Annotated in this window: 29 protein-coding genes; 1 reads left to right on the top strand and 28 read right to left on the bottom strand. The window is 60.5% G+C overall.

The genetic code is table 11. The features are described from left to right. Positions 1 to 29: 29 nt before the first annotated feature. The 11 genes from ACTJLD_RS21670 to ACTJLD_RS21720 form a co-directional block, all read right to left on the bottom strand. Positions 30 to 260, bottom strand: a complete 231-nt coding sequence (locus tag ACTJLD_RS21670) for a hypothetical protein (RefSeq protein ID WP_440659608.1) — start codon at positions 258 to 260, stop codon at positions 30 to 32. Next, on the bottom strand, positions 257 to 673 hold the full coding sequence (locus ACTJLD_RS21675; protein WP_440659609.1) for a hypothetical protein: 417 nt from the start codon (positions 671 to 673) through the stop codon (positions 257 to 259). The genes ACTJLD_RS21670 and ACTJLD_RS21675 overlap by 4 nt, the downstream gene beginning before the upstream one ends. Beyond that, positions 670 to 1,293: an Nmad5 family putative nucleotide modification protein gene (locus ACTJLD_RS21680; protein ID WP_440659610.1), complete on the bottom strand. Its 624-nt coding sequence runs from the start codon at positions 1,291 to 1,293 to the stop codon at positions 670 to 672. Before ACTJLD_RS21680 ends, ACTJLD_RS21675 begins: the two co-directional genes overlap by 4 nt. Before the next feature lie 94 nt (positions 1,294 to 1,387). Beyond that, the gene (locus ACTJLD_RS21685) at positions 1,388 to 2,014 is read right to left on the bottom strand and encodes an AAA family ATPase (protein WP_440659611.1); all 627 of its coding nucleotides are present in this window, start codon (positions 2,012 to 2,014) and stop codon (positions 1,388 to 1,390) included. Next, entirely contained in the window at positions 2,011 to 2,196 is a 186-nt protein-coding gene (locus ACTJLD_RS21690) for a hypothetical protein (RefSeq protein ID WP_440659612.1), read from the bottom strand. The genes ACTJLD_RS21685 and ACTJLD_RS21690 overlap by 4 nt, the downstream gene beginning before the upstream one ends. Further along, the gene (locus tag ACTJLD_RS21695) at positions 2,193 to 2,831 is read right to left on the bottom strand and encodes a hypothetical protein (protein WP_440659613.1); all 639 of its coding nucleotides are present in this window, start codon (positions 2,829 to 2,831) and stop codon (positions 2,193 to 2,195) included. The genes ACTJLD_RS21690 and ACTJLD_RS21695 overlap by 4 nt, the downstream gene beginning before the upstream one ends. A gap of 42 nt (positions 2,832 to 2,873) precedes the next feature. Further along, positions 2,874 to 3,194 (bottom strand): hypothetical protein, encoded by a 321-nt coding sequence (locus tag ACTJLD_RS21700; RefSeq protein ID WP_440659614.1) that lies wholly within the window; start codon positions 3,192 to 3,194, stop codon positions 2,874 to 2,876. After that, positions 3,191 to 4,144 carry an FAD-dependent thymidylate synthase gene (locus ACTJLD_RS21705; protein WP_440659615.1) on the bottom strand — a complete coding sequence of 318 codons (954 nt, stop codon included), beginning with the start codon at positions 4,142 to 4,144 and terminating at the stop codon, positions 3,191 to 3,193. The genes ACTJLD_RS21700 and ACTJLD_RS21705 overlap by 4 nt, the downstream gene beginning before the upstream one ends. Before the next feature lie 10 nt (positions 4,145 to 4,154). Further along, on the bottom strand, positions 4,155 to 4,340 hold the full coding sequence (locus ACTJLD_RS21710) for a hypothetical protein (protein ID WP_440659616.1): 186 nt from the start codon (positions 4,338 to 4,340) through the stop codon (positions 4,155 to 4,157). Positions 4,341 to 4,576: 236 nt separating this feature from the next. Beyond that, positions 4,577 to 5,569, bottom strand: coding sequence for a ribonucleotide-diphosphate reductase subunit beta (locus ACTJLD_RS21715; protein ID WP_440659617.1), 993 nt, complete (start codon positions 5,567 to 5,569; stop codon positions 4,577 to 4,579). A gap of 46 nt (positions 5,570 to 5,615) precedes the next feature. Beyond that, entirely contained in the window at positions 5,616 to 7,910 is a 2,295-nt protein-coding gene (locus tag ACTJLD_RS21720; protein ID WP_440659618.1) for a ribonucleoside-diphosphate reductase subunit alpha, read from the bottom strand. Between the two features lie 150 nt (positions 7,911 to 8,060). On the opposite strand from ACTJLD_RS21720, the gene ACTJLD_RS21725 reads away from it, so the two are divergent. Next, positions 8,061 to 9,299: a PIN domain-containing protein gene (locus ACTJLD_RS21725; RefSeq protein WP_440659619.1), complete on the top strand. Its 1,239-nt coding sequence runs from the start codon at positions 8,061 to 8,063 to the stop codon at positions 9,297 to 9,299. On the opposite strand, the gene ACTJLD_RS21730 is transcribed toward ACTJLD_RS21725, so the two are convergent. From ACTJLD_RS21730 to ACTJLD_RS21810, 17 genes are all read right to left on the bottom strand, one after another. Further along, positions 9,296 to 9,877, bottom strand: a complete 582-nt coding sequence (locus ACTJLD_RS21730) for a hypothetical protein (RefSeq protein WP_440659620.1) — start codon at positions 9,875 to 9,877, stop codon at positions 9,296 to 9,298. The genes ACTJLD_RS21725 and ACTJLD_RS21730 overlap by 4 nt on opposite strands. A 20-nt stretch (positions 9,878 to 9,897) precedes the next feature. Next, positions 9,898 to 10,389 carry a hypothetical protein gene (locus tag ACTJLD_RS21735; RefSeq protein ID WP_440659621.1) on the bottom strand — a complete coding sequence of 164 codons (492 nt, stop codon included), beginning with the start codon at positions 10,387 to 10,389 and terminating at the stop codon, positions 9,898 to 9,900. A gap of 143 nt (positions 10,390 to 10,532) precedes the next feature. Beyond that, positions 10,533 to 12,500, bottom strand: coding sequence for an AAA family ATPase (locus tag ACTJLD_RS21740; protein ID WP_440659622.1), 1,968 nt, complete (start codon positions 12,498 to 12,500; stop codon positions 10,533 to 10,535). Then, positions 12,501 to 13,586 (bottom strand): metallophosphoesterase, encoded by a 1,086-nt coding sequence (locus ACTJLD_RS21745; RefSeq protein WP_440659623.1) that lies wholly within the window; start codon positions 13,584 to 13,586, stop codon positions 12,501 to 12,503. 71 nt (positions 13,587 to 13,657) lie between these two features. Continuing rightward, complete coding sequence (locus tag ACTJLD_RS21750; RefSeq protein ID WP_440659624.1) at positions 13,658 to 14,122, bottom strand: hypothetical protein; 465 nt, start codon at positions 14,120 to 14,122, stop codon at positions 13,658 to 13,660. Between the two features lie 106 nt (positions 14,123 to 14,228). Beyond that, a complete protein-coding gene (locus ACTJLD_RS21755) occupies positions 14,229 to 14,636 on the bottom strand; it encodes a cell wall hydrolase (protein WP_440659625.1) in 408 nt (135 codons plus the stop codon). 62 nt (positions 14,637 to 14,698) lie between these two features. After that, the gene (locus ACTJLD_RS21760; protein ID WP_440659626.1) at positions 14,699 to 15,169 is read right to left on the bottom strand and encodes a hypothetical protein; all 471 of its coding nucleotides are present in this window, start codon (positions 15,167 to 15,169) and stop codon (positions 14,699 to 14,701) included. Continuing rightward, on the bottom strand, positions 15,135 to 15,431 hold the full coding sequence (locus ACTJLD_RS21765; RefSeq protein WP_440659627.1) for a hypothetical protein: 297 nt from the start codon (positions 15,429 to 15,431) through the stop codon (positions 15,135 to 15,137). Before ACTJLD_RS21765 ends, ACTJLD_RS21760 begins: the two co-directional genes overlap by 35 nt. Beyond that, positions 15,385 to 15,789, bottom strand: a complete 405-nt coding sequence (locus tag ACTJLD_RS21770; RefSeq protein WP_440659628.1) for a hypothetical protein — start codon at positions 15,787 to 15,789, stop codon at positions 15,385 to 15,387. Before ACTJLD_RS21770 ends, ACTJLD_RS21765 begins: the two co-directional genes overlap by 47 nt. A gap of 56 nt (positions 15,790 to 15,845) precedes the next feature. Beyond that, the gene (locus ACTJLD_RS21775) at positions 15,846 to 16,913 is read right to left on the bottom strand and encodes a hypothetical protein (protein WP_440659629.1); all 1,068 of its coding nucleotides are present in this window, start codon (positions 16,911 to 16,913) and stop codon (positions 15,846 to 15,848) included. Positions 16,914 to 16,916: 3 nt separating this feature from the next. Next, positions 16,917 to 17,156: a hypothetical protein gene (locus tag ACTJLD_RS21780; protein ID WP_440659630.1), complete on the bottom strand. Its 240-nt coding sequence runs from the start codon at positions 17,154 to 17,156 to the stop codon at positions 16,917 to 16,919. Between the two features lie 13 nt (positions 17,157 to 17,169). Next, positions 17,170 to 18,216, bottom strand: coding sequence for a hypothetical protein (locus ACTJLD_RS21785; protein ID WP_440659631.1), 1,047 nt, complete (start codon positions 18,214 to 18,216; stop codon positions 17,170 to 17,172). 65 nt (positions 18,217 to 18,281) lie between these two features. After that, positions 18,282 to 19,322, bottom strand: a complete 1,041-nt coding sequence (locus tag ACTJLD_RS21790) for a hypothetical protein (RefSeq protein ID WP_440659632.1) — start codon at positions 19,320 to 19,322, stop codon at positions 18,282 to 18,284. 144 nt (positions 19,323 to 19,466) lie between these two features. Continuing rightward, on the bottom strand, positions 19,467 to 20,108 hold the full coding sequence (locus tag ACTJLD_RS21795; RefSeq protein WP_440659633.1) for a hypothetical protein: 642 nt from the start codon (positions 20,106 to 20,108) through the stop codon (positions 19,467 to 19,469). Positions 20,109 to 20,122: 14 nt separating this feature from the next. Then, a complete protein-coding gene (gene dnaE / locus ACTJLD_RS21800) occupies positions 20,123 to 23,482 on the bottom strand; it encodes a DNA polymerase III subunit alpha (protein WP_440659634.1) in 3,360 nt (1,119 codons plus the stop codon). Between the two features lie 15 nt (positions 23,483 to 23,497). Then, a complete protein-coding gene (locus ACTJLD_RS21805; RefSeq protein ID WP_440659635.1) occupies positions 23,498 to 24,010 on the bottom strand; it encodes a hypothetical protein in 513 nt (170 codons plus the stop codon). A gap of 110 nt (positions 24,011 to 24,120) precedes the next feature. Then, the gene (locus ACTJLD_RS21810; RefSeq protein WP_440659636.1) at positions 24,121 to 24,777 is read right to left on the bottom strand and encodes a hypothetical protein; all 657 of its coding nucleotides are present in this window, start codon (positions 24,775 to 24,777) and stop codon (positions 24,121 to 24,123) included. Positions 24,778 to 24,779: the final 2 nt, after the last annotated feature.

The following is a 24,779-nucleotide window of genomic DNA, read 5'->3' on the forward strand; positions in this document are numbered from 1 at the left end:
TTCATATCGTTACAGAAAAACCCCGAAAGTTAGCTGGATTGCGCCCCCTTCTCGTATGCCCAAAGGCGCTTGAGAACGTGTCGCACGCACTGGCTCTGACCGAACTCCGCCTCGTCGATCAGCCGGCCAGCATCCTTGTGCCACTTGAACTCGCCGCTGTCCGTAACCGTCAGGATTGCCTCGTTGAGGCAATCATTGCTGCGGAATTCGAATGCCGGACGGTAGTTGGCCACTACCGGAGCCTCGTTGATTTCGATCACACCGCCTCCCATCCCTGTTTCAGCATCCCGGCAGCAAAGGCAGAGAACTCGCGCATCGAGGTGCTTGCCATGCCGTCCGCTGCGCTCCGCTGTTGTTGCGAGCGCGTTGCGCCGGTGATCGTGAAGAACGTCGCCCCGAAAGCCCAAGTCAGCTTGACGACAGTCTCGCCACGCTTGAAGACACGCACCAGCACATGTTCGCCTTGGTAGCTTTGCTTCGCGGCCGTCAGCAGCTCCATCGAATCCTTGCTGACGATGCCGGCGACGCCACCCCAGAGGCCGTCCAACGCCATCTGGTAGCCATACGCGCTCAGCTTGCCCTGCTGCACGGCCAAGACCAGGCGTTCAACCTCGTCAGTGACCTTTCGCTCGAGCTCGTCGCGGATCGTCGGAAACCCACCCGGCGCGCTCATGCCGCAACGGCAACGAGGCCGCCCTTCGGTTGTGCAGCCCGCTTGATGACGCCTACCCGCACACCGGCTTTCTTCAGCGCGTTGTTCAGGTCGGTGGCGATTACCGCCGGGAGAGCCGGTGCAGGCTTCTCCAAGTTTGCCGGCAGGAAGTTCACCGACTCCGGCCAGATATCAAGCAGCTTCTTGACCGTGGTTGCGGAGTAGACCATCCCGCGGATCGAATTCCGGAGCTCGTCGAATTTCTCTTCGAGTTCAGCATGTGCCTTCTCGTAGGCGTCCTTCTTCGCGTTGAGCTTCTTGTCCGAGATAGTCAGATAGGTGCCGCCACCGCGCTTGAACGGAACGATTTTCGGCAGGTCGACGCTGCTATAGTAGGCAGTGCGGCTACCATTCTCGTCACGGAAAGCCAGCGTGATCGTGTTCGACAGCGTGAGGAACTCTTCCGGGGCGCGGCGTGCCGCTGCCTCTTCTTCCGCGCTCACTTGCGAGCGGTAGCACGCCATCGCGAGATCCTGAAGTTGCTTCGCCACCGCCTTCTTCTCTTTCTCGAAAGCGCCCTTCATTGCATTCGAAATGATCTGATCACGGACGTGGTTGCTCAGCTTGACGTTGGTCGACATTGCGATCCCCAAAATTGGTTGATTGAGAAGTGAACCTCTATGCAGTGAAGTATAGTGTTCACCTCTCGGATTTCGATCACTATTTACTTACTTTCTAGTGAATCATCATCCCCCGATCCAGCATCGAATCCATCTTCGCCTGGTGCCGCTCCGTCGACTTCCCGAGCGCATACGTGATCGCCTCGATCCGCTTCTCCACGCTCGTGTAGCGGCGCGGGATCAGGAAGTGGTCGGTCTGTAGCCGATCGTCGGTCATCAGGCCGAGCATCAGTGCGTTCAGGTGCTCCATGTAGGACGGGTTGGCGGGCGCCTTCCCATCCGCTTCAACCGGTCGGATGCCCGGCTGCACCAGAATCAGCGCAGTGAAGTGTCGGTTGGCGCACTCGTAGCAGTCGGTTGCATACCGCTCGACCTCCGCAGCGAGCTCGTAGGGAACGTTGTTGCGCTGCACGTCGGCGAGCGTGTAGCCCAGCAGGTCGATGGGCGAGCGGTCGGTGATGAACTTCACGCCGCTGCGCTCGTAGAGGCGGTTCACGTCGCGCAGGATCTCCCGCTGGATCATGAGCCTCGTCTCGAACGGATAATCGGCTTTCGGGCTGTAACCGAGTCGCTCGAACGTCGCCGAGGCACTGGTGGGCACGAACTTGATACCGGCCACGTCCGCATAGGCTTTTGCCAGCGTGGTCTTTCCGGTTCGTTGCGCGCCGAGCAAACTGATCATTCCACCTCCTTGTTGGTGCTGTAGTGCTGGATCGTCACGGTGTAGGTGCCGTTGGTCGGGAAGTCGGTTTGCCACCACTTCGCGACGACACGAACAAAAACGCTCCCAGCCGCGATAGCGACCAGGAGCGCGATGACCATGACGACATAGAAAACTATGTCGAACAGGGCCTTACGTTTCATGCAACCGCTGCCTCCAGCACCGCGCGTTCGGCGCCCGTGTCGCGGTTCACCGCGTCGTCCGAGAGGAACCTGCCAGCCTTGTAGCGGCCCACCTTCTTGTCCTGCAGCTTCTTGATGTTCGCCGCGTTGACCTCCTCGCGGGTCAAGCCGAGCGCGTCGAGCGCGATTTCGCCATACCAGTTCGCGTCACCCAGCTCTTCCGCGACGTTCACGCGGTCGACCGGCTTGCCCAGCAGCGTCGGCAGCAGCGCTTCGATCAGTTCGCCCGACTCGGTGAAGCTGCCCAGCGCCGCGTGCAGCAGGCGCATGTCGACGTTTTGCGGGTTGATCTGCTGGACGACATCCTTCGGCAGCTTGTCCATGAAGAAGTGGACATCCATCGGGTCGCGGTAGCGGCCGGTGCCGATCGTGAATTTCAGCGACTCCCCCGCGCTCTGCATGACTCCGAGCGAATCGAGCGTCTTGTTCGGGTCCATTTCCTTGCCGTAGTAGATCGCGCGCTTGACCTGATCCAGCACCATCGTCGCCGCGACGGCCATGTTCAGGGCAACCAGCAGCGTTGCCGGGCCGAAGTTGAGCGAGCGCGGCTTCGATTCGGTTTCGAGAACGCGGCTACGGTAGGTCGTGTTGTCCATGTGTTGCTCCTTGTGTCAGAGAAAGGTGTTACTTGTTTGTAGTCAGGCCCAGATCGCTATCAGGTAAGCGATCAGGAAGGAAGTCACCGCGGGCAGCACGACGTCGAGGAGCATGTAGGCATCCCACTGCCACGGGAACCAGCCGGCCGCCCACGTATCGACATGGGTCTGTCCGTCCTTCTCAATGCGAGTCTCAGCTTCCAGCTTCTTGCGCGACCAATACCAGATGACCACGCCGAGCGCACCGAACCATTCGTTGCCGGCCAGCAGCGTGACCGGGGCCTGGATCAGCAGCCCCTCGAAGCAGTGCGACAGCGACATTCGCCACCGCGCGCCTTTGATCCACTCCAGGAAGTTGCTCATGCCTTGCGTGCCAATGCTTGCGCCGATTCGCGGGCGATACGAACCTCGACGTCTTCCCGATACTGCTTCCAGCCCCGGAAGTTGCGGTTGCGATCGGAGCCATTTGCCATCGGGTGCGCCTGGTGCTCGGTCGGACTCGCATGCAGCGGCTTGCTGCCGACGAGCAGGTCGTAGCGCTCCAGCTCCTTCTCGAGTGCTGCGTTGCCGTCGAACGGCTCGTAGGACACGCGGGCGCAGCGCGCGGTCGAGATTTTCTTCAGCACGTCGAGTCGGATCAGTTCACGCTCCGAATCGAGCACATACGGCAGGTGCCACGCTTCGGGATCGCCCGCATTGCCCGAGCGAACGATGGGGGCCGACTGATCCATCGCCGCCTTCATCGTGCGAGCGAGGTCTTGAATCTCCGGTTGTGCGTCCGCGTGGTCGCGCAGCTCGAAGAAGTTGTGCCAGTCGGTCGCGGTGACCAGCACGTTGATGTATTGGAACGGCTCGAGCAGGCGGTTCACCAGCTGCTTGTGATAGCCCGCCTTCGCGAAGGCTTCCGCGTTTGCCGCAGCGTCGAGAGCGGCAAGACGCCACGCTTCCTGCGGGGAGACTTCGGCCGTGCCGAAGCGAAACAGCGGCTCGTCGGACGGGTTGTCGAATTCGTCGTATACGCCAACCAGAACCGGCGAGTCGATTTCGGCGCCGGCCTGCATGCCGCGCTGGTTCGCTCCCCAATGAATCGGGCCGGCAGGATCGTTGCGCACCTGCTCGATGATCTTCGCGACCGGGATGGCGCGGGAAGAGCCGGCGTTGCGGCTGAACACGCGATGTGTCATGAACTCGGCGTGAATAGCCCGCCAGTAGCGCAGCTCCAGCGTAGTGATGCGCGAGCGGTTGTTCATCATATTCGCGACGCTGTCCGCGATCACGCGCACGCGGCAGCCCTTTCCGTTCAATTCGATCATTCGCCCCTCCTTACTCTTCGACGACCGTGCCGGTGACCGCGTAGCTCGACGATGCGATCGCCTCGAGAAGCATGTCCGGCTGCTGGTCGTAGCCGGCAGCGTCCATCGCGACCATTTCTTGCGGCGTGTTGCACCCGTCGTAGTGCTCCGGGTGGATGTCGTAGTCGAACGTGACGGTGATTCGCCCCTTCGGCATGTGTTTCTCCTGTGTGGTGAAGGCATTGAGGCCGCTACCGGAGACAGGCGCCGGTGCGCTACTCGATATCGAAACGGTTTCAATGACTTCAGGTTTGGTCGGGCATATCGCCCGACCTTGATTCTCAATTCGCGTCGATGGACCGACTATCGGCGGCGAAACCCGCTGCATCGGCGGGGCGTTACACAACCAAGTATAGTCATTACTTACTTAGTTTAAGCGACAAAAAGACGGATTTAGTCCCAATCCGTGAGCGTGCCGACCGCGTAGTCGGCAACCTTTCCCTCGAAGAAGTTGACCTCCTCACCTTGGGAAAACGGCACGAACCACGGCACCGGCGTTTTCACGCCCGGATACAGTTCCGGCATGCCGATGAGCTTCGCGCACTCATTCGCGCGGTCCTGAAGAAAGCCGGCCACGATCGGCGCGGTGAGGCCCAGCACGCCTTTGCTCGTGATGTAGGCGCCCCACTTCGATTCGAGCTCCACTGCGTCGCGCAGCAGCAGCTCGGCATCGCGGTAGAACTGCGTGTCGTAGAGCTCCGGGCTCTCCTGGCGCATCGTTTCGTGCATCTTCGCGAACAGGTCCAGATGCGTGCGCTCGTCGCGGTGAATCAGCTTCACGCTGTCGGCCGAGCCGATCATCTTCCCGTTGCGTGCGAGTGCGTAGAAGACGAGGAACGCGCTGTAGAAGTAAATGCCCTCGAGCGCGACGTTGGCGACGATCGATCGTGCGAACTGCGCGGGCGTCTTCCCGCCGGCGAGGATGCGGGCCTGACGCAGAATGTGCTCGTTCTTGGCTGCCAACATCCCGTCACGTTCGAAGCGCATGTAGACCGACATCGGGTCAGCCGACACCGTCTCCACCATTTCGCTGTAGGCGTCGACATGCAGTGCTTCCTCATACATCTGGCGCTTGATGCACATTTCGACTTCCGGGCTGGTGATGCACGCCTCGATGTTCGCGAGGTTGTGCAGCTGAATGCCGTCGAGGTTCGACGCAAACGACAACGCGCTGTCGTAAGCGAACCGCTCGCCCTCGGTCAGTCGATTGCGATAGCACGGGCCGTCATCGGTGAGGTCGGTTTCGTGCAAATCCCAATTGTTGGCTTTCATCTTCCGCCAGAGGTCGCGCGCCCACTTGTGCTTTGCGGGCGAGATCGCCATCAGGTCACTGCGGGGACCGAACGCCAGTCGGCGATCGTTGATGATTTGTGCGTGGTTGCTCATGTTCACTTTGGGAGTCGAACAGGGCCGGTTGCCCGGCCCTTCTGGGTTACTGGCAGGACGTGCAGTCGGGGTTCGTCACCGAGCAGAGCCCGGCACCCACTTCCGCTTCCATCATGTCCTGAGAAGGCGCTTCAGCCGGCGCTTCAACCTTCGTCGCCTGCTCCGCACTCTGCGTGCGGAGGTAGTAGGTCGTCTTCAGACCCAGCTTCCACGCGAGCATGTAGAGTGCCGACAGATCCTTGCCCTTCGTGCCGGCCTTGATCCAGATGTTCGTGGACTGCGCTTGGTCAATCCACTTCTGACGGCGCGCCGCGGCCTTGACGATCCAGATCGGGTCGATTTCGAACGCGGTCTTGATCGTGTCCGCGTAACGCAGAGACGGCGCGATCACAAGGAACTTGCCGCCCATATTCTTCTTGGACGAGAAGCGCTCGAAGTTCGGCTCGATACAGGGCGACGCGCCCACGATGTTGCTGATCGTTGCCGTCGGCGCGATAGCCATCGTGTTGCTGTTGCGCATCCCGCGGGCCATGATGCGCTGGCGCAGATGCGCCCATTCGGCCCGCATCGTCATCGAATGATCGCGGGCGGTATCGATCGGCAAGATGCCATGCGACCACTTCGAGCCCTCGAACGTGCTATATGCACCGCGCTCGACAGCCAGATCGCACGAAGCACTGATTGCCTCATACGACAGACGCTCCAGCAGTTCGTCGTTCAACTGCAGGCACGCCTCCGACTCCCAATCAACGCCCTTCTGCGCCATCAGGTCGGACAGTCCCATAAGACCCAGACCGACCGGCCGGTGCCGCATGTTCGCCTTCTTCGCGCGATCGCTCGGATAGAAATTGATGTCGATCACGTTGTCGAGCATCCGCATGCCGATCTTGACGACAAGCTGGAACAGGTGCGGGTGGTCGAACGGGTTGACACGGCCGACGTTGACCGAGCCGAGGTTGCAAACGAACGTCTCGTCTTCCGAGTTGTTCAGGACGATCTCGGTGCAGAGGTTCGAGTTGTGGACGACGCCGACATGCGACTGCGGGTTCCGGCGGTTGCACTCGTCCTTCCACGTCATCCACGGGTTGCCCGTCTCAAACAGCGCCGTCAGCATGTCACGCCAGAGCTTGATCGCTTCGACCTCGCCCACGTATGCGCCGGCCGCCTCAAGCTCTTCGTAGCGTGCCTTGAACGCGCCGCCGTGGAGTTCATGCAATTCCGGGTGCTGCGACGGATCGAAGAAGCGCCACACGCCACGGGCTTCGACTCGCTCCATGAACAGGTCAGGGATCCAGTTCGCCGGGAAAATGTCGTGCGCGCGCTCATGCTCATCGCCGGTGTTCTTGCGCAGCAGCAGGAACTTCGGCAGGTCCGGGTGCCAGGTTTCCAGATACGGCGCGAAGCTGCCCTTGCGCTTACCGCCCTGATTCACGGCGACCGCAGTGTCGTTGTAGACCTTCAGATACGGAACGACACCCGAGCTCTTGCCGTTCGTGCCCTTGATGTGCGCGCCGGCGCCACGAACCGGCGTCCAGTCGGTGCCGATGCCGCCGGCATACTTCGACAACAGTGCGCATTCCGTGATCGCGCCATAGATCGAGTTGTATTCGTGCTCGCCGTCATCGGCGACGATCGAGTCGCCCACCTTGTTGCCGTAACAGGACGACATTTGCTGATGCAGCGTGGCCGAGTTGAACAGCGTCGGCGTCGAGGACACAAAGTAGAACTGCGACAGCACCCCGTAGAACTCGATCGCACGCTCGGTCGGGTTGTCTTCGCGCAGCGCAAGGCCCATCGCGACGCGCATCCAGAAGTGCTGCGGCATTTCGAGAATGCGGCCGTCCGGCGTCTCACGAATGAAGTAACGATCCGCAAGGGTCTGCAGGCCCAGATAGTCGAAGAGGTCATCGCGCTCCGGGCGGATTGCCGCGTCGAGCGCTTCGATGTCAAAGCGGCCGTCGATCAGCTGCGGGGTGAGCTTCTGAGCCTTTACCGCGGCTTGCAGGTAGTCGAACAGATACGGATAGTGGATCGAGTTGTGCGATTCCTTGAAGATTTGCTGCTTCAGCAGGCGGGCCGCGACGAAGGTGTAGTCCGGGGTGTCCATGCTGATGAGGCCAGCCGCGGCGAGGATCGTCGCGCGGTGGATTTCGGCGGTCGAGATACCATCGAAGAACATCTGGCCGATGCTCGTTTCCAGCTCCGACTGGGAGACGTTCAGGCCGGTGCAGGCCCAAGCAGTTGCTTTCTGGATCTTCTCGATCTGAAGGGGCTCACGGGAGCCGTCGCGCTTTACGACTTCTTGCATGCTGTATTCGTCGGGTGGTGAGGTGGGCTCCAAGTATAAGTCATTGCTTACTTTATCTCTAGAGCGAAGAAAAAGCGCCCTGATCGACGCTCAATGTTCAGTATAGTCAGGCCCGCGCACCTTTTGCTCCCACTCGCATAAGTCGTGGCAATATGACGCCCATATACATATCAAATTACGGCGATGGCGACCCATATCTTCATTGACACGAACGTCTACCTGAATCTTTACCACTACACCAAAGACGACATTGCCGTGTTCGACACTCTCTATGGGCTATTGCAGAAAGAAGAGATTGTCCTGCATCTTCCGGATCAGGTCGTCGACGAGTGGCGGCGGAATCGAGAGGCAAAGTTGAGCATTGCCGCGAAGGACTTCGCGAAGACGGCATTGGCTGACATTCCTCGACATATGCATACCCTGCAGATGGCGCAGGCATATCTGGAAGCCGCCGCAAAAGCAAAAACGGCTCGGGATCACCTCATCGCAGAAGCGACTGCAAAGGCACGAACGTTTCAGCTGGACGTCGACATCACACTGGATTTTCTGTTTGGTGCAGGCAAAATCTATGAGCATGACGACGAGATTTTTGCGAAAGGAAAGCTGCGCGCGGAACGGGGCAATCCCCCTGGCAAACCGGGTAGCTTCGGCGATCAATACAATTGGGAAATGCTGCTCGCGAACGTTCCCGCGGTGGATCTCTATGTCGTAACGAAAGATGGGGATTACGTCTCCGCGCTTGACGGCAAGGACGAGCGCGGCATGCCCTATCCGAACTCGTTCCTGAAAACCGAATGGTTCGACAAAAAGGACGGCGCAAATCTCTATGTCTTCGACAGTGTGAAAAGCCTACTGGCCCACTACAACAAGACCTTGGCGAAGCCAGCTGCGCCAGAAGTCGTTATGGAGAATGAGCAAACTGTGGCGGAACCGGAGCCGGCCAAACCAGTGGCCGAGGTAATTCCTGAAGAGCCCGCAAAAGCAGTAGCCAACGTTGAAGTGGCGGCGCCGGATTCTCAGCAGAATACTGAAGGAACGACGACCGATGTCACCACGTTCTTCGAGCCGAGCTATGCTCCGCTGACACCCGAACAAGAAATCGAAAAGGAACAAGCTATTCAAGCACTTGAAGAGAGCGGTTCGTTCGCCACTACACACGCAGCAATTGCCGCATTGAAGGAGTTCCAAGATAGTTTCAAGGCCAAAGAGGTAGAGAGGCTTTTTGAGACAGCGCTAGGTAACAATCAAGTTGGATGGATCATTACGGACAGCGATGTCAATTCATTCTATATGCGTCTGTTCTCCCTCCACCTGTCGCAGGTCGACCCCGGACTTATTGATCCGATGATCGACCTGCTCGGCCTTGGGCCTGGCGATGATGAGGATAACGACCAGTTCGCGGACGGCCACGACTTGCTCTAAGCAGCAAGTAGTGACCGACGCATCGCGATCATCTGTTCGAAGTCCCGCGTCTCGATGCCCGCGTGAATCGCGGCAACCGCATCCGCCAGGTGCTCGTTGCTCTTCGTGAGCACGGGCTTACCTCGCAAGGTGCGAGTCTTCCAGGGTGCGGTCGGATACTTCGTGACCGCCCACTCGATCATTTCCTCCTTCGCAGCCTGGCGGTGCCCCACCGCGGCCATCTTCACATCCATCGGGAAGACCTCGATGATCGGGATCGGACAGCCCGCGAGGGTGCCGATGACAAAGCCGGCGCCAAAGATCGCGTTGTTGTATTTGGCAGCGTTTCCCAGCGGGATTTCAGAGAACGCGACATGCGCGCGCCCTTGCAGGGCTTTCAGCATGCCCTCACGCACCTCATAGGCGCGCCGCAGGTCGTCGGACACCTTCTTGACCTGCTTGGTCGCATCGGGCTCAGTTTCGATCAGGATCAAGTCAGTGAGCTTGAGTTCCATGTTGTCGATGTCCAGGTCCGCGAGTGCGATCCCGAAGTTGCTCATCGACGGATCCAGACCCGCCACTTTGATGATGCTGCTCATGGTTTTTCCTTCTCAGTGGGTTACCAGCTTGCGAACGCAGGGTCAGCCATCTGAGCACTGTGCTCAGCTGCCTTCGCGGCCACGACCGCTGCGTCCATGTTCTCGATTGCCTCGCCGATGCTGCCGCCGGCACACGAGTCGGCGAATCCCTTGAAGCCCTTCAGCTTGTCGCACGCGTCGTTGAGCGGCATTTCCATAAACGACCAGTCGACCGGCACGCGGGACTTGAATACACCGATCACCTCGCCCCGCTTACCTGCATAGGCGGACGAGAACGAGAACGCCTCGTCGCCGATGAACGCCTTCTTCTTGTATTGCCCCTGACGCGTCTTGATCGTCAGCGTCGCCGGCCCGGACAGCGCGAAGCCGTCTACCGGCTGAAGGACCGTTCTCGATTTGTCACCGAGCATTGCAGCCAGCTGGGCCGCTTGAGCTTGCTTGTCTTCCATCTGTTGCTTCTCCTGCGCTGCTAACCGGACGCCGCTGGGCATGGTGGCTTTCAGCTTCTCCATTGCTGCGACGATCCCGTCGAGTGTGGGTGCCTTTGCGGCTGGGGTTGCTGCGGTCGTCATCGACGTGCTGAATGGGGTTGGCATGAACTTCATCGACGCGTCGAATGGCTTTGCAGACTGTATGAGCTCCCTTAGCTCGCTGCTTATGGGTGATGGCACAGTGCCCCCGACACCGTCGATACGCCGCCACTCTTCGTCACGGTCGCGGTCTGGTCGCACCAGTCCGACAACGACTCGTGACTGATGATGAGGACCGTGCCCTTCTCGCGTGCCTTCTGCTCCAGGACCGTCATGAGCCGCTCAAGGCCCGAGTTGTCGAGCGCGTCGTCGATTTCGTCACCAACCCACAGGGAAATGGGCTTGGCAGCGCGGGATGCCACGAGGTCTTGCAGCGCGAGCATGGTCGCAAGTCGAACCTTGCGCTTCTCACCGCCCGACAGCCCGCCGAAGTTGTCCGCTCCCTCTGCATTCTCCACATCGATGTGGAACTTCTCGCGGGCCTCCCCCTTCGTCGTGCTCGCGAGCGTCGACCAGACCGCGCTGATGTTCCCGTCCGACAGAGCCGACAGGTAATCGGACGTGCGGTCGTTCAGGAACGGCGTCACCGTATCGAGGATCTGAGCGCGCACGCCCGCCGGCCCGAACACCTTCACGACGCTCTCCGCGACCTCGGCCGCCTGCAGAAGCGGGGCCTGCGCCGCCTTGACATCTGCCACCTGCTTCTCGAGCGCTTCGATCTGCTGCTTGCCCATGTCGAGGGCCGACTGGTGGGGATTGACTGCCGTCAGCGCAGCCGCAGCATGGGTCGCGCAACGGTCGTGCTCGGTCTTCTGTTGCTGCAGGACACTCTTCAGGTGTTGCGCCGAGCTGATGTGCGAATTGAGGTCCGCGACGCGCGCCGATACCGCGGACACGTCCGGAATCGTCGCTGCAAAGTCCGTCACCGCTTTGCTGGCCGCCGTGACCTTTGCTTCCAGCGCATCGACCTCAGCGCGCTTCGCCTGGTATTCCGTCGCAACCTCGGCAGCCTTCGTCTTTTGGTGCGTGATGAAGGTGTCCAGCTCGTCCGGCGTGTGAGGCTTGCCGCACTCCCCACACGGTTTCGACATCGCTTCCGGCGCATTCTTGATCGCATCGGTCAGCGTGACCACCTTGTTCCGCATCGTGCCCAGCTCCGCCTGCGCCACACGCAGCTCGGATCGCGCGTTGTTCTCGTCGCGGATCAGCGCGTCGCGCTGCTGCAGGAGCTTGTTGTGGTCGACCAACTGCGCCTGAAGCGAATCACGCTCCGCGATCAGCTCCGGCTCCTTCATGTTCTGATAGGTCGTGAAGTTCTTGCGCATCGCATCTGCGATCGCCTCTTGACGCTCGATCCACCCCTTCTGCGCGTCCGGTCGCGCCGCCTCGAACTGAGCGTGCTGCTGTTCCGCCTGCTGAAGCGACACCTTCCAGTTGACGATGTGGACTTCGGCGTTCTCGATCTGCTTCTTCGACGACTCGACGGCCGCCACAGCGGCGTCACGCTTCTTGCCCGCAATCTCGTAGGCTTTCTCGAGACGCTCGATGCCGGCCGCCTTCTCGATCAGCATCTTGAGCGGCTTGTCGGTCATCTTCGGCAGGTCGGGCATGTCTTCCTGCCCCGCGTAGATCGCCGCCTTGAACACCTCGTAGGTGCAGCCGACGATCTCGTTGATCTGAGCCTGAATCTCCTTCTCGGTGCCCTTCTCGATTCGCTCGCCTGCGCCGCTGTTGAAGTAGTGATCGGCCGGGTTCCAGACCGTGATCGTCGTCCCGTTCTTGAACTGCTTGTCCTTGCGGTGGCGACGGATCTCGTAGATCGACTCGCCATCCTGCACGGTCACCGCGGCGTAGGTGTTCTTCTTCGCCTTCCGGTTGATGATCGAGTCACCCGACTCGCCACGGGCCGTCGACCCGAAGAGTGCCCAGCACAATGCGTCAGCGATCGAGGACTTGCCGGAACCGTTCGATTTCGCCGACGAGTCGTCCTTGTTCTCCCCCATGATCGCGATCAGGCCGCGGTCCTTGAGCGGCATGTCGCCCGTGTCGCCCAGCGTCAGGAAGTTGACCGCACGCAGTTTCAGAAAATCCATTTAGAGAGCCTCCGCCAGAACCTTGATTGCTTCCTGAGCCACCAGATCGGCGTGTTCGAAGCTGCCGCCCTTGATGTAGCTCGTCACCGACACCTCGACCGACGCACCTGCTTTCACCGTGCTTGCCGTAGCGCGAGTCGTGCTGGCCGATTTCACGACGTTGACCTGCACACCCAGCGCGCCCGCTTTCATGAGCGCATCGCGAATCGCCGACACCTCGGACGGCTTCGCGTCGACGACTTTCACGCGGACGTAATTGCCGTCGCACCGCAGCTGCACTTCGACCGGGTCCATACCCGCTTCGATGTCGACGAACTCCGGTGCATTGGTGCTGTGCCACTTCACCTCGTTTTCGGTCACGACGAGGAAGCCAGCCTTCGAGCCGACGTCGCCCCATGTCTGGTGCGTCAACGCGCCGATCGACCAGACTTTGCCCGGAACGATTTCCTTGTGGTTGTGATAGTGGCCGGAGAACACGCGCTTGAATCCCAAATCCGCGAGCCATTCGCCCGTCAGCCCGTGATCCGGCAGCCCCACGATGACGCCGTCAATCGGCGCGTGGATGATGAGGTCGTAGCTGTCGATGGTGCCGTTGTCGCCCATGACTTCCGCGATACCAGTCAGTTTCTCCTTCAGATCTTCGACCCGCTCGATCCAGGGCACCATGACCACACGGTTCTCGGCGTATTCGAACCAGTCGTCCTCGACGTCGATCCACCCGCACCGCATCGCTTCAACGGCGTTGCCAACCTTGTTCGAATGGCGATGCTCGAGATCGTGATTCCCCGGCAGCAGACGGAACTTCACGCCGTATGTCTTGTAAATGTGTTCGTAGCGATCGCGCGTCGGGTTCAGCACGCTCGGCTCGATCGAGCCGCGAACGTGGAACAGATCGCCCCCGTGGTAGACCGTGTCACCGCCCGCAGCAGCCACTTCACGGGCGCAGCGCTCGGTGTCGTCCAGGATCATCTTCAGGCGGTTGTTCACCAGATCCCCGCCGACGTGCGAGAAGGCGTTCCAGTTGTGGTTGTGTGTGTCGCTGATGACGCCGTATGGCTTCATTTTTACCTCGTTGATTGCGCCCATGCGGGCATTCTGAATTTCGATACGCGGATACAAAACCGGGGCGCTCGGCCCCGGTTCTCAGTCGTGCTGGCTTATGCCGGCTGGGCTTGCGGTATCGAACCCGGATTCACCGTCGAAATGCGCGTATCCGCACCGGTAATCGGGTTCCGGCCGGTCACGGTCAGGCCGGATTCACCCTGCACGCCCTTGAATTCCGGAATGCCCTTTCGGAACGATTCCTTGATGTCCGTCTCGATACCGATCACAACGGACAGCGCACTCAACTGCATCGTCAAGACGATCCCGACGAGCGAGGCGACGACGAAGTGACCGTGGTAGGCGAGCGTCAGGAACAGCACCGCATCGAGCATTCGATACAGGACCGACAGATATCTGCGGAAGCCCGGCGCGGGAACTTCGATGGCCTTGACGCCACCGCGGGCGAACATGCGGACGATCGACAGAACCGCGACGCAGCCGCAGAGATACGCGGCGAAGCTCTCGGCGCTTGCCTGATGTGCCCCGCTCAGCGGAGCAAACGGAAACGCGAGCAGCATCACGATGCAGAAGAGAAAGGAGAGAAACGAAGTTGCCTTCATGGTGTTCCTGGTGTGTTGGTAGGTTGAAAACGGGTGCTGCGAATTTATTATAGTCACTACTGACTTATGTTTGAGTATAAAAAATATGCTTTCCGATGACAGCTGAGCGCTTGAACTCCTTCCTCCAAGCCGGGCGCACATAGTTCGCGTGGTAATAGGTGGCGCCATGCGTGACGTCGATCTTGTGACCGTGCAGGGTCTGCCACGCAATCTTCTTCGCGACTTCCCAAGCCTCCTCATCCTTCGGAGCAGCCGACCTGACCAGCGTATAGCTATCGCCCTTGCGACGAACACGGCGCGTGGTCCAGCTGAACTGGTGCGGCTTCGTGACGACTTCACATACCTTGCTCTTGTCGCCATCTGCGCGGTTCATTGTGACCGCAGCAACGGCGTATTGGCCCAGGATGGGTTCAGAGCGGCTCTCGTAATACACATTGAGTGCCAGGCACAAAAGTGCGGACGCTAAAACCATTCGCGTTCCCTTGTGTTGATTGACAATGTTGAATTGTATCAAATAGATCACTGGCGACTTACCTACCGTCGCCCGCGAATCCGCATTAGGTCGATCGTTGCCTCCGCCGGCGCGAGTGATTGGACGAACTGAGAGCGCGGCAAATACCACTGCCGCGCGCCGACCTTGCCTTGTCGCCCTACGTGGTTGCTGTAGTTGAGAACGACAGCGCCCGCGTCTTTGTCGGTGATGCGCTCGATGGTGGTCAGATATCGATCCCCGTTCGTGACGAGGACGCCGACGTGCGTGCAGCCCTTCGACTTGATGACACGAATCGTTTCGGTGTCGATCGCCCACGCGTCGAGCTCGAGGAAGACCTCGTCGGGCTTACGGAATGCCCAATAGATCGTCATCCCGTTCGGATACTTGCGGATCTCGCCGAAGAGCGCCCTGCCCTTTTTCACCTTGGCGGCCTGATACGTGCCGCAGGGCGACGGCGCGTAGTCCTTGACCCTCGTTTCACCCGCCATACAGCGCTCGGCGCGTTTCGTCATTCTCGCCAGCGCTCTGGAGCCCTCGCTTCAGAGCCTCGACTGCCGTGGTGAACAGCTTCTGCCTCCAGCCGCGACCACCGTAAGCGACAGGGCCGAGCGCACTGCGGCGCGGCAGGCCCATCCCGAGAATATAGTTGCGACGCTTTTCGGACACGGTGACATAGCCGGCACGGTCCGGCGCGACAAGAATGATCGCGTCATCAGTGCCGTAAGGCTCAGCAGTCCAGCCATCGGGAAGGGTGATCGGAATATTCGGTTTCATCAGCGATTCGTCTCAGGTAAATGACGGTGGTGAGCTTATTGTCGTGGGCGATGTGCGGCCCGTAGCGCTTCTGCATGTTCGCGATCAGACGCGCGGGTGCGCTCTCCACGTCGGGGTTGTCGATCTGGTTGTGGTTGAATACCGCGTGCGTCTCAGCGAGCTCGCGCAGCTTGCCCGTGAAGACGGCGCCGACTATGGCGCTTCCGAAGATCAGCATCTTCTTTTTGTCCATCAGGTAAACGGTGTCGCCGTCCTTCACGCGCGCCGCCCACACCTTGCCGATGCGGAAGGTGTTGAACGGCAAAACGCCGTCGAGCCCTTCGGCCGGCGGCGCAAATTCGATTACGTGGTGGTTCATAGCGCCTCACTCATTCAGGTTCGAGATACCTTGAATGTAGTGAGGCGCTCCGCGCTTTACGCTGCTGCCGGAGCAGGAACCGCCGGTGCTGCGGCCGGCGCCGGGTAGTGGCTCGGATACAGCATGTGCAGCAGAACCGGCTTCATGCCGCTCGTATCGATAATTTCGGCGAGCTGCTTCGGCGGGTAGCTATTGCCGTTGACCCATTCGACACGACCGGTGGTGAGCTTCTTGAGCTTACCGACCGCGATTGCGTGCTCGATCAGGGAGAGCGTCAGATTCACCGTCGTCATGCCGTCATCCTCGAACTGTAGGCGAAGATCGACCTCCTGACGCGGACGCGCCAGCTTGTTCTTCTTGGTTTCGATGCCCATCAGCTGTCCGACGATCTCGTTCTTGCCGCCCACCTTTTGATAGATGAACTTCTTCCCGAGCGCGAGGCGGTGCGTCGCGTAGAACTCGAACGCCGAACCACCCGGCGTGCGCGTCGGGTCGCCATACACCACACCCGGCGTCGTGCGGATTTGGTTCAGGTAGATGATCGTGATGTTCATCTTCGCCGCCTGCTGGTTGATCGCCTTCAGCGTCGTGGACGACACGCGGGCGAGCGCAGTCGTGTCGTTCATGTTGTAGTCCGTGATGCCCTTCTCGAACACGGACTGTGGGATCATCGCGGCGACCGAATCGAACACAACCACGATCGGCGCGAGCGGGTCGAGCTTCTTGCTCTTGCGGATCGCTTCAGCAGCTTGCAGCGCCATCGTATTCGACGCTTCCCACGTATCCGGACGCTTGTAGATGAAGAACGGGAACTGATCGTTCAGGCCGCTGCGCACCGCAAACGGAACCTGGAACGTGAGCTCGTGATCCATGAACAGCGCGACGCCGCCCATTTCCTGCGAGCGGCGCATGATCTGGGTGGCGAGCCAGGTCTTGCCCGAGCTCGACGGCCCGAAAATTTCGATGATGCGACCCATCGGAATACCGCCGTCCTTCGGATTACCCGAGAGGATCTCGTTCAGCGGCTCATAGCCGGTGTCGATGTAGCCGGGAACCTCCAGTTCCTCGTCGTTCTCGCCAACCGCGCCCAGAATTGCCTTCGCCAGATCGTCTGCCAAACTCATGTCTTACTCCTTGCTGTCGTCTTTAACACGCCACACTCCGGTGCGGCCTTCTTCGTCTTTTCGGATTGACACCCGGATACCAAGGCGATGTGCCGCTACGCGGATCGCGCTGCTCGCCCTCTCGAAGTCAACGTCGTCGGGTATCAGGAACGAATGCCCCACGTCGAGCTGCTTCAGGTAGTTCGACCACACCACCTTTCGCGGCGGCATCGGAACATCTTTTCGAATCACAATCTCTTCCACTGTCGAAACCCCTTTACGCCGCCCGCTGCTGTCGTGCCGCCCAGCGTTCGCGGAACGGTTCGATGAAATGCCCGTATTCACGTCGAATCGACGCGAACACCAACCTGTCGCACAGGGCTTGGAACGCTTCTTCATTCAGCGCGCCCTGCGTGATCGTTGTCTTCGTAGGATCGGGATGCGGCTGCTCAAGGAGGTTCATGAGACGCATATTCCGAATCCAGTTGGCCCGAGCTTGGCCGGGCCAGGCGTCCGCATGCTTCTTCTGCGCCCGGTTCAGTGCCTTCTCGTCCCATTCCGGATCGACCTGAAACTGCGCGTCCCACTCTTCCTTCGTGTAAGGGCAAGTGCCCTGCCAGAGCCGCTTGTGAGCCTTCAGGCGCGGAACGAACTCGCCCTCATCGCACTGGCGCCAGAATTCGGCCATCGATCGGAACTGAGCCATGAACTCCGGTGCGCCCTTCTCACCGATGCCGCCCGCCGGCGTGATGCTGTCGGAGGTGTCCCCGATCAGCGCCTTCCCTTCGAGGTATTCGCGCGGGCTGAAGAACCCGGTTTTCTCGAAGAAGTCCAGGTGCGTCACGCGCTTCCCGTCGTTGCGCGGGTCGAACCATGCGCAGCGCTCGTTCACCAGTTGAAGCCAATCCGAATCGCCCGTGAGAAGCTGGACATACCCGTTCGCGGTCAGTCGCGGAACGAAGTAGCCCGCCAAGTCGTCGGCCTCAAGCGCTGAATTCGTCATTTGGGGAACCGCCAGATACTCCAGCGACTTCTTAATGAACGGGACTTGCGCTTCGTAGGCAGCGCGGTCAGCTGCTTTTTCGGGATCGGCAAGGGCATCCTTGCGCTTGCCCTTGTAATCGGGATAGATCGCGTATCGATGGTCGGCACGCCCGTCCCACAAGACCAGCAAGTTCCAGCCCGCGTATTCGCGCCCGACAGCTGACATCGTGCGTAGGAAGTTGTAGATCGCCTGGGTCTGGAACCGCCCGACCGTCAGTTTGGTAGCTGCATGCGCGGCACGACCGATCGAGTTGGCGTCGATAAGAACAGTGTTCGCCACTTCTCACCCCTGAATGAAAAAGCGGCGGGCTTGTGACCCGCCGCAAGTTTCGACCTACCTGCCGCTTACTGCAGGCCGGCGAGAAGTGCGTCCAGCTCGGCATCGCCCGTCGAAGCGCCCGCAACAGCCGGTGCCACCGCAGCAGCAGCTGCTACTGCCGGTTGGGCGACTGCCGGCTGAACCACTGCGGCTGCGACGGCCGGCTGTGCAACAGCAGCGACAGCCGGTTGGGCAACCGCAGGCTGAACGACCGGTGCCGCCTCGACCGCAACCGCCGGTTGTGCGACTGCAGCTGCGACCACCGGTTGAGCTGCTGCCGCGCCCACACCGCCGATGAGCTGCGTCTCGTCGACTTCCCACGCTGCCGGCGCCGGTTGGGCCGCATACGGGTTCGCTGCGATAGCGGCCGGCGAGTAGCCCAGCGCCGCACCCGTCGGAGCCGGCAGACCAGCAATCGCACGAACCTGCGTCAGCGCGCGCTGTGCGGCCGCTTCGCTTTCCTGCTTCACGAAGTCGTCCAGGTTGTTCAGCTTCGTCAGCGCTTCTGCCGGGACCGGCTTCGAGCCGCCCGCGACCTGCACACCGTAGCGGGTGTCCTTACCGGCGCCCGACTTCTCGATGATGATGTCGCAGCCCGTGTTCGGATCCAGCAGGTTCGGCCACTCGTCGAACAGGCTGATGATGCCGCCCACGCCCTTGTTGCCGTTGAACACAGTCGGCGGGATTTCGAGGATCTGCGGCACGCCGGCGTTCGTGCCGTCGAGCTCGAGGACGTTCAGCAGCACGCGGCCGCTTGCCTTCGATTCCTCGACGCGCTTCTTCGTCACATCGTCCGTCGTCGACGCCATCGCGGTCGCGACTGCGTCGCACACCTCGCACGGGCGACCGAACGTGCGATCCGTGCAGATGTAAACCGCCTTCACCTGACCCGCAGCATCCTTGATGAAGTGCTGGCCGAAGTCGTGATAGAAGAGCGGATCACCGTTGCCGCGCCAACCGGGCAGGATGCGGTAACGGTTGCGACCGGCCTTCGGCTTGATGGTCTTTTGACCACCCGTCTCGGCCTTACGCTTTTGGAGGAGTTCCATCAGTGCTGCGGTGCTCATGTGAGTTTCCTTGAACAGTTTCAGTGACAGTTAAGTCGGAAGTTATGAACGGATTGATTGACGGGCGGACTGCTAATCTGCCCGTCTCACGTCGTTATTATAGTAAATGATGACTTATTTTTTAGATCAAAGCTAAGACATCCGTTAGGATGCTTGCTGCATCCGTGCCTGCTCGGCGGCGAGCGCGCGGTCGCGGGCGCTGGTCGTCGCGTTGTCAGCTTCACGCGCCTGCATGATCCGCAACTGGCCCTCGCGCTCGCGCCGGCGGTCCACCGACACCTGCACGATCATGTCCTTGCGCTGCATGTAGGCTTCGCGAGCATCGTTCGCGATGTCGTAGAGCGCGCGAGCCTCGATCACCTTGGTTTGGGCCGCGATCATGCGCGGATCGGACTTCACCGCGTTCTCGACCATCTTCTCGGTCGCCTTCTGTCCGTCCAGAACGAACTTCTTGCGCCACGCGGAATCGAGCGTCGACTCCATCACGTCAGCGGCCAGCTTACATTTCTCCCACTGCCGCCGCGCCAATGCTGCCTGCTGTGCGTAGTGCACGAACATCGGCGCCTGGCTGACGACGGCGTCGTCCAGGTCGTTCGGATTGACTTGGAGGTCCTTCTTGAGCTGCGTCGCATCGACGAACACGCGCAATCCATGCTCGTTCGGTTGGTCTGTCGGCACGGGCGCAGCCGGCGCCAGTTGTTCGACAGCGCCTTCGACGGCCGGCTTGTCGATATTGCCCACCATCTGTGCCATCTGATTGACGGTCATTGCGGCGGTCTGAGTCATGATCGTTCCTTCTGTTACGAGATAAGTTCGGCGGTTTTCGCCGCCACGGTCTGCAATACGGAATACTTGCCCGGATCGTGATAGATCTGTGCCGGGTTGATGCCGAACACGATCGACGCATCGCGCTTCGGGTCATACACGACCTTCCCTGCGAGCTCCGCGGTTGCCCCCTTCACGCTCGGCGCGAAGAATCGCGCTGAATTGCTCCCGAGCGTCACGATAACGGGGGGTTTCAGGATGTCGAGCTCACGCTGCAGGAATTCACTGCAGGCGTTGATCTGCTCGTTCTTGAGCGTCTTCTGATCCTTCGGCTTGCCACTCTTCACCAGCGCCGTGAAGTAGCCGTCCTGCGGCGACAGTCCCGCTTCCTTCAGCGCGTTGATGAGCATGGCTGCGTTGTCGCCCTCGAGCAGCTTGCCTGCCTTTTCCTCCTGCCAGTTCGGGTTGTCGGCGACCACCATGAACTTCGGCGTCTTGCCCACGCGCGGCATCGGGTGACAGCCGCCCGACAACGAGCATTTGTCACAGGTGCGCGTTTCCTCAGCGAGTCGCACGATTTGCAGCAGGGCGAGCTTCTCGGCGTTCAGCGCACGGTCAGCTTTCACCGTCTCGACCGCGAAGCCCGGCAAGAGCTCGATGCGGTCTTTCTGGCGGTCAGGGTGCATCGCCGTCACACGATCGCCTTCGCACTCAGCGAACGCACCAATGCGCACGAGCTTCTCCTTCACCGCGGAGTTGATGTGTCGGCCGGTATAGCCGGCAGACTTCAGCGCCGCATCAAAGTCGGTGCGGTTCTCGAACGGCCGCCCCCACTTCGCGCGCGCGTCGACGACATAGCCTGCTGCATTCTCCGACATGCCCTTGAGCGCCTGAAACGGCGCATACAGCTTGTCTTCTCCGACGATTTCGACACGCGCGCTCGAATGATTGATATCCGGCGGCAGGACGTGAATGTTCATCCGGCGGGCCTCGGTCACCAGCAACTCGCGCTTTTCTTCCTTGTCGAGCTCCGTCAGCGACGCGGCGAAGAACTCCGCCGGGAAGTAGACCTTGAGCCACATCGTCCAGAACGAGATCACCGCATACTCTACGGAGTGCGATTTGTTGAAGGCATAGCCGGCGAAGACCTCGATTTTGTCCCAGAGCATTCCTGCGGCGCGCTCGTCCATGCCGGACACGGAGACGCAGCCCGACACGAACTTCTCGCGCATTTCGGCCATCTTCTCCTTGTCCTTCTTGCCCATTGCTTTCCGCAGGTGGTCTGCTTGGGCAAGCGTGAAGCCGGCAACGTCGCGGGCGACCTGCATCACCTGTTCCTGATACACGATCACGCCGAACGTGTCCTTCAGCGCGGGCGCCATGTTCGGATGCTCGTAATACGGATGCTTCTTCCCCTGCTTGATGGCGATATAGTCGTCGCACAGGCCGGCATCGAGCGGACCCGGACGATACAGCGCGACTGCTGCGACCAAGTCATCGAACGTGACGTCGCCGGCGAGTGCCATTTCGCGCAGAATGCGACGCATACCGGGCGATTCGAACTGGAACACGCCAGTCGTGTCGCCCTGCCCGAACGCCTTCATAACCTTGGCGTCGTCGAGCGACAGCTTCAGCAGGTCAATGGCCTTGCCGTGACGCTCCTTGATGTAGTCGGACGCGAGCTTCAGGACGTCGAGGTTCGTCAAACCCAAGATGTCCATTTTGATCAACCCCCAATCCTCGACCGATCGCTTGTCCCAATTGCACACCGGGCCGCCCGTGCGGGTTTCGACGACCGCGCGGTTCACGATCGGCTCGCCGGCAACGACGACGCCCGCTGCGTGCTGACCGAGGCCGCGCGCAGCTCCCTCGAGGTTCACGGCGTGCTTCCAGACCTCGGGGAACTTGGTTCGGAACTTGTCGATTTCGGGAACCACTGCGGCCGATTCTTCGAGCGATGCGGAGACACCGTGCGTGCTTTCCATCTGCTTCGAGCAGGCATAGTCGAACGGCGACAAATCATGGACACGCCCGCAATCACGTAGCGACGACGCCGCGCCCAACGTGTTGTAGTTGGAAATGCCCGCGACGTTCTCGCGCCCGAAGTGATCTACGATGTATTCGATCACCTCGTGGCGGCGCTTCGACATGAAGTCCAGGTCGGCATCGGGCAGGTCGAGACGCTCCGGGTTGATGAAGCGTTCGAACAGCAGATCGAACCGAATCGGGTCAACGTCGGTGATACCCATCAGATACGCGACGAGCGAGCCACCTACCGAACCGCGGCCCGGCCCAACGATGATGCCGGCCTGCTTCGCCCACTGAACGATATGCTGCGTGAGTAGGAAGTAGCCGGAGAAGCCCAACTTACGCAGGGTGTCCAGCTCATACGCGAGACGCTGTTTGTATGCCGGCAGTTCGGAGGCGTCGGGCTTGTGACCCAGCACCGGTGCAGAAAATCGCTGTCGCCAGCCAATCGCGCATGCTTCCATCAGCGCCTTGAACTCGTCGTCGGCCATCTTGGGCAGACACGGATCCAGCTTCTTGAACTCGTATGTGCAGGCATCGGCGAGCGCCTGGTTGCCCTTCATCGCGTGCATCACCGGGAGATTCAGCTCGCGCGCGGCGATCACGATATCCGTCATCGGCTTCATGCAGAAGTCACGGGCGTGCGGCCGCATGGCGCGGCGATCTCCCATCTTGACGTCGCGCGCCTCGATGACGACTCGCATCACGTCGAGCGTGTCGGCGTGCTCCTCGCTCGGGTAGAGCGCAGGCCAAGACAGGATCGCGTTCATCCCGTGCTTGTCGAGCATTTCCGTCGCACGCTGGTTGATCGTGCGATACAGCGGCGTGTTGAGCGGAACGAGTTCCGCAAACACCGGCATGCGTTGAAACAGGTCGACCAGCACTTCCTCGTATTTCGGGTAGTGGAACAGCCCGTAGAAGTCGCCGGTCGAAATGATGCAGTCCTCGAGATCGTAGAGCTCCTGCAGGCCGATACGCGAGTGGTAGTAGAAGTATTCCGCGCTGTTGGCCTTCGACAGCAGCTTCATGAGGCTGCGCATGCCGTTGTCGTTCTTCACGTAGGCTTTCACCATGAAGAAAGGGTTCGGCTTCTCTGCCTCGCCGCTCGACTTTGCGGGTTTGCGATAGGTCGGATCCTCGTAGACACGCAGCGTGCAGCCGATGATCGGCTTGATGCCCGCTTTCTGCGCCTTACCGGCGAAGGTGACCATGTTGGAAACGGTCATGGTGTCGACCAGCGCGAGCGAGGCGTAGCCCAGCTCTTTTGCGCGCTCGACCATCTTGTCGACCTGCAGGATCGACTGCCCCATCGAAAAGTCGGATCGCGCATTCAGAAAGTGCCGTTGCAGGCTCGTTGATACACTCATATACAGGGTTCCCGGTTAACAAACAGCAGTTTTCCCGACAGCGCCCGGCGCGCAAACGATGCGGTCGCCCGCCAGTCGCGCGATACCGAGCGCAGGGAAAAGTGCCACCACAATCGACACGCGCGAAAACGCGGTGCCCTCCGACCACCCATAAGCGCGGATATACTCCGCACGCAGCTTTGCTTTGGTGAAGCCACCCGCGACCAGCATTTCGCCCGCCAGTCGTAGCCACGGTGCGCTCCCGGTGCCAAATGGGTTCTCTCCGTTCGCGATTCGATAGCGCGCCCGTGCGTCCAGGCCGCGCTTGAGCATCGGCTTCAGCACCTTGGCGACGCGCAGCGGAACAGACGCGAGCAGAGCTTCTTCGCGCGCGCCCATTGCGAGGTTGACCTTGATCGACGCCACCGCAGGCGCCGCGATCGTTGTCGTCGGGGGTGATGCAGGTGTTGACTGAGCAGTTACGACCTTTGCCGTGCGCTCCAGATATGCGAGATTCGTCGTGACGTCCATCCTCGTCGCGAGCGACATGAGCATCCCGTGACATGCGGACACGCAACCACCCTTATCTGCACACGTGGAACACGTCTTCGATTCGGCCACGAAGACCGACGGCAAACCGTAGCAGCTCGGCGGAGCCATTACAGCGCCACCCCGTAGACGCGCTCGAGCTCGGCCCGCACGCGATCGCATTCCGACTTCTTCAGGCTCAGGAACCGGAAGATCATGCGCAGCGTGATGTCCTTCGGCGGAAGCACCATGCGCGCGCACGTCTCTTCGAAGAACGCCATGAACTCGGGCGTTTGGTGCAGCAGCAGCGCCACGACGCGCTTCGCATTCGGGGTGAGCATCGCGATGTTCGCCAGTCGCGATTGGCGGCGCTCAAGCAGGCTTTCAGGCGTGTCCACATCCTCCTCTTCATCAACCGGCAAGAGAAACTCGTAACTATCTCCACCATCGCCCTCTTCGAGCCCATCGCCTGCCAGCGCCTCCGTGCTGACCAGGCCAAGCTTCGTGCGCTCTTCGATCATGCGCTCAGCCCATTTATTGAAGTTGTTCCAGCAGGACTGTCCGAAGTAGGCCGAGAACTTCCAGCCCTTGCCCGCATCGAACGTGCCGATGCAGCGGACGAGACTTTCGGACATCTGCTGAAACACGTCCTCATAGGTCACCGAAACGCCGACTTCGTCGAGGCGTGCGAATCCCTTCTTGGCGAACTTATGGAGAAGGCCGATGTTGTCGGTGTAGTAAGCGCTGCGGGCAGCCGAAGCCGCCCTTGTTTCTGCGTGGGCAAGCATGA

The organism is Burkholderia sp. 22088, from assembly GCF_052045915.1.
In the GTDB taxonomy this organism is placed as follows: Bacteria; Pseudomonadota; Gammaproteobacteria; order Burkholderiales; family Burkholderiaceae; genus Burkholderia; species Burkholderia cepacia.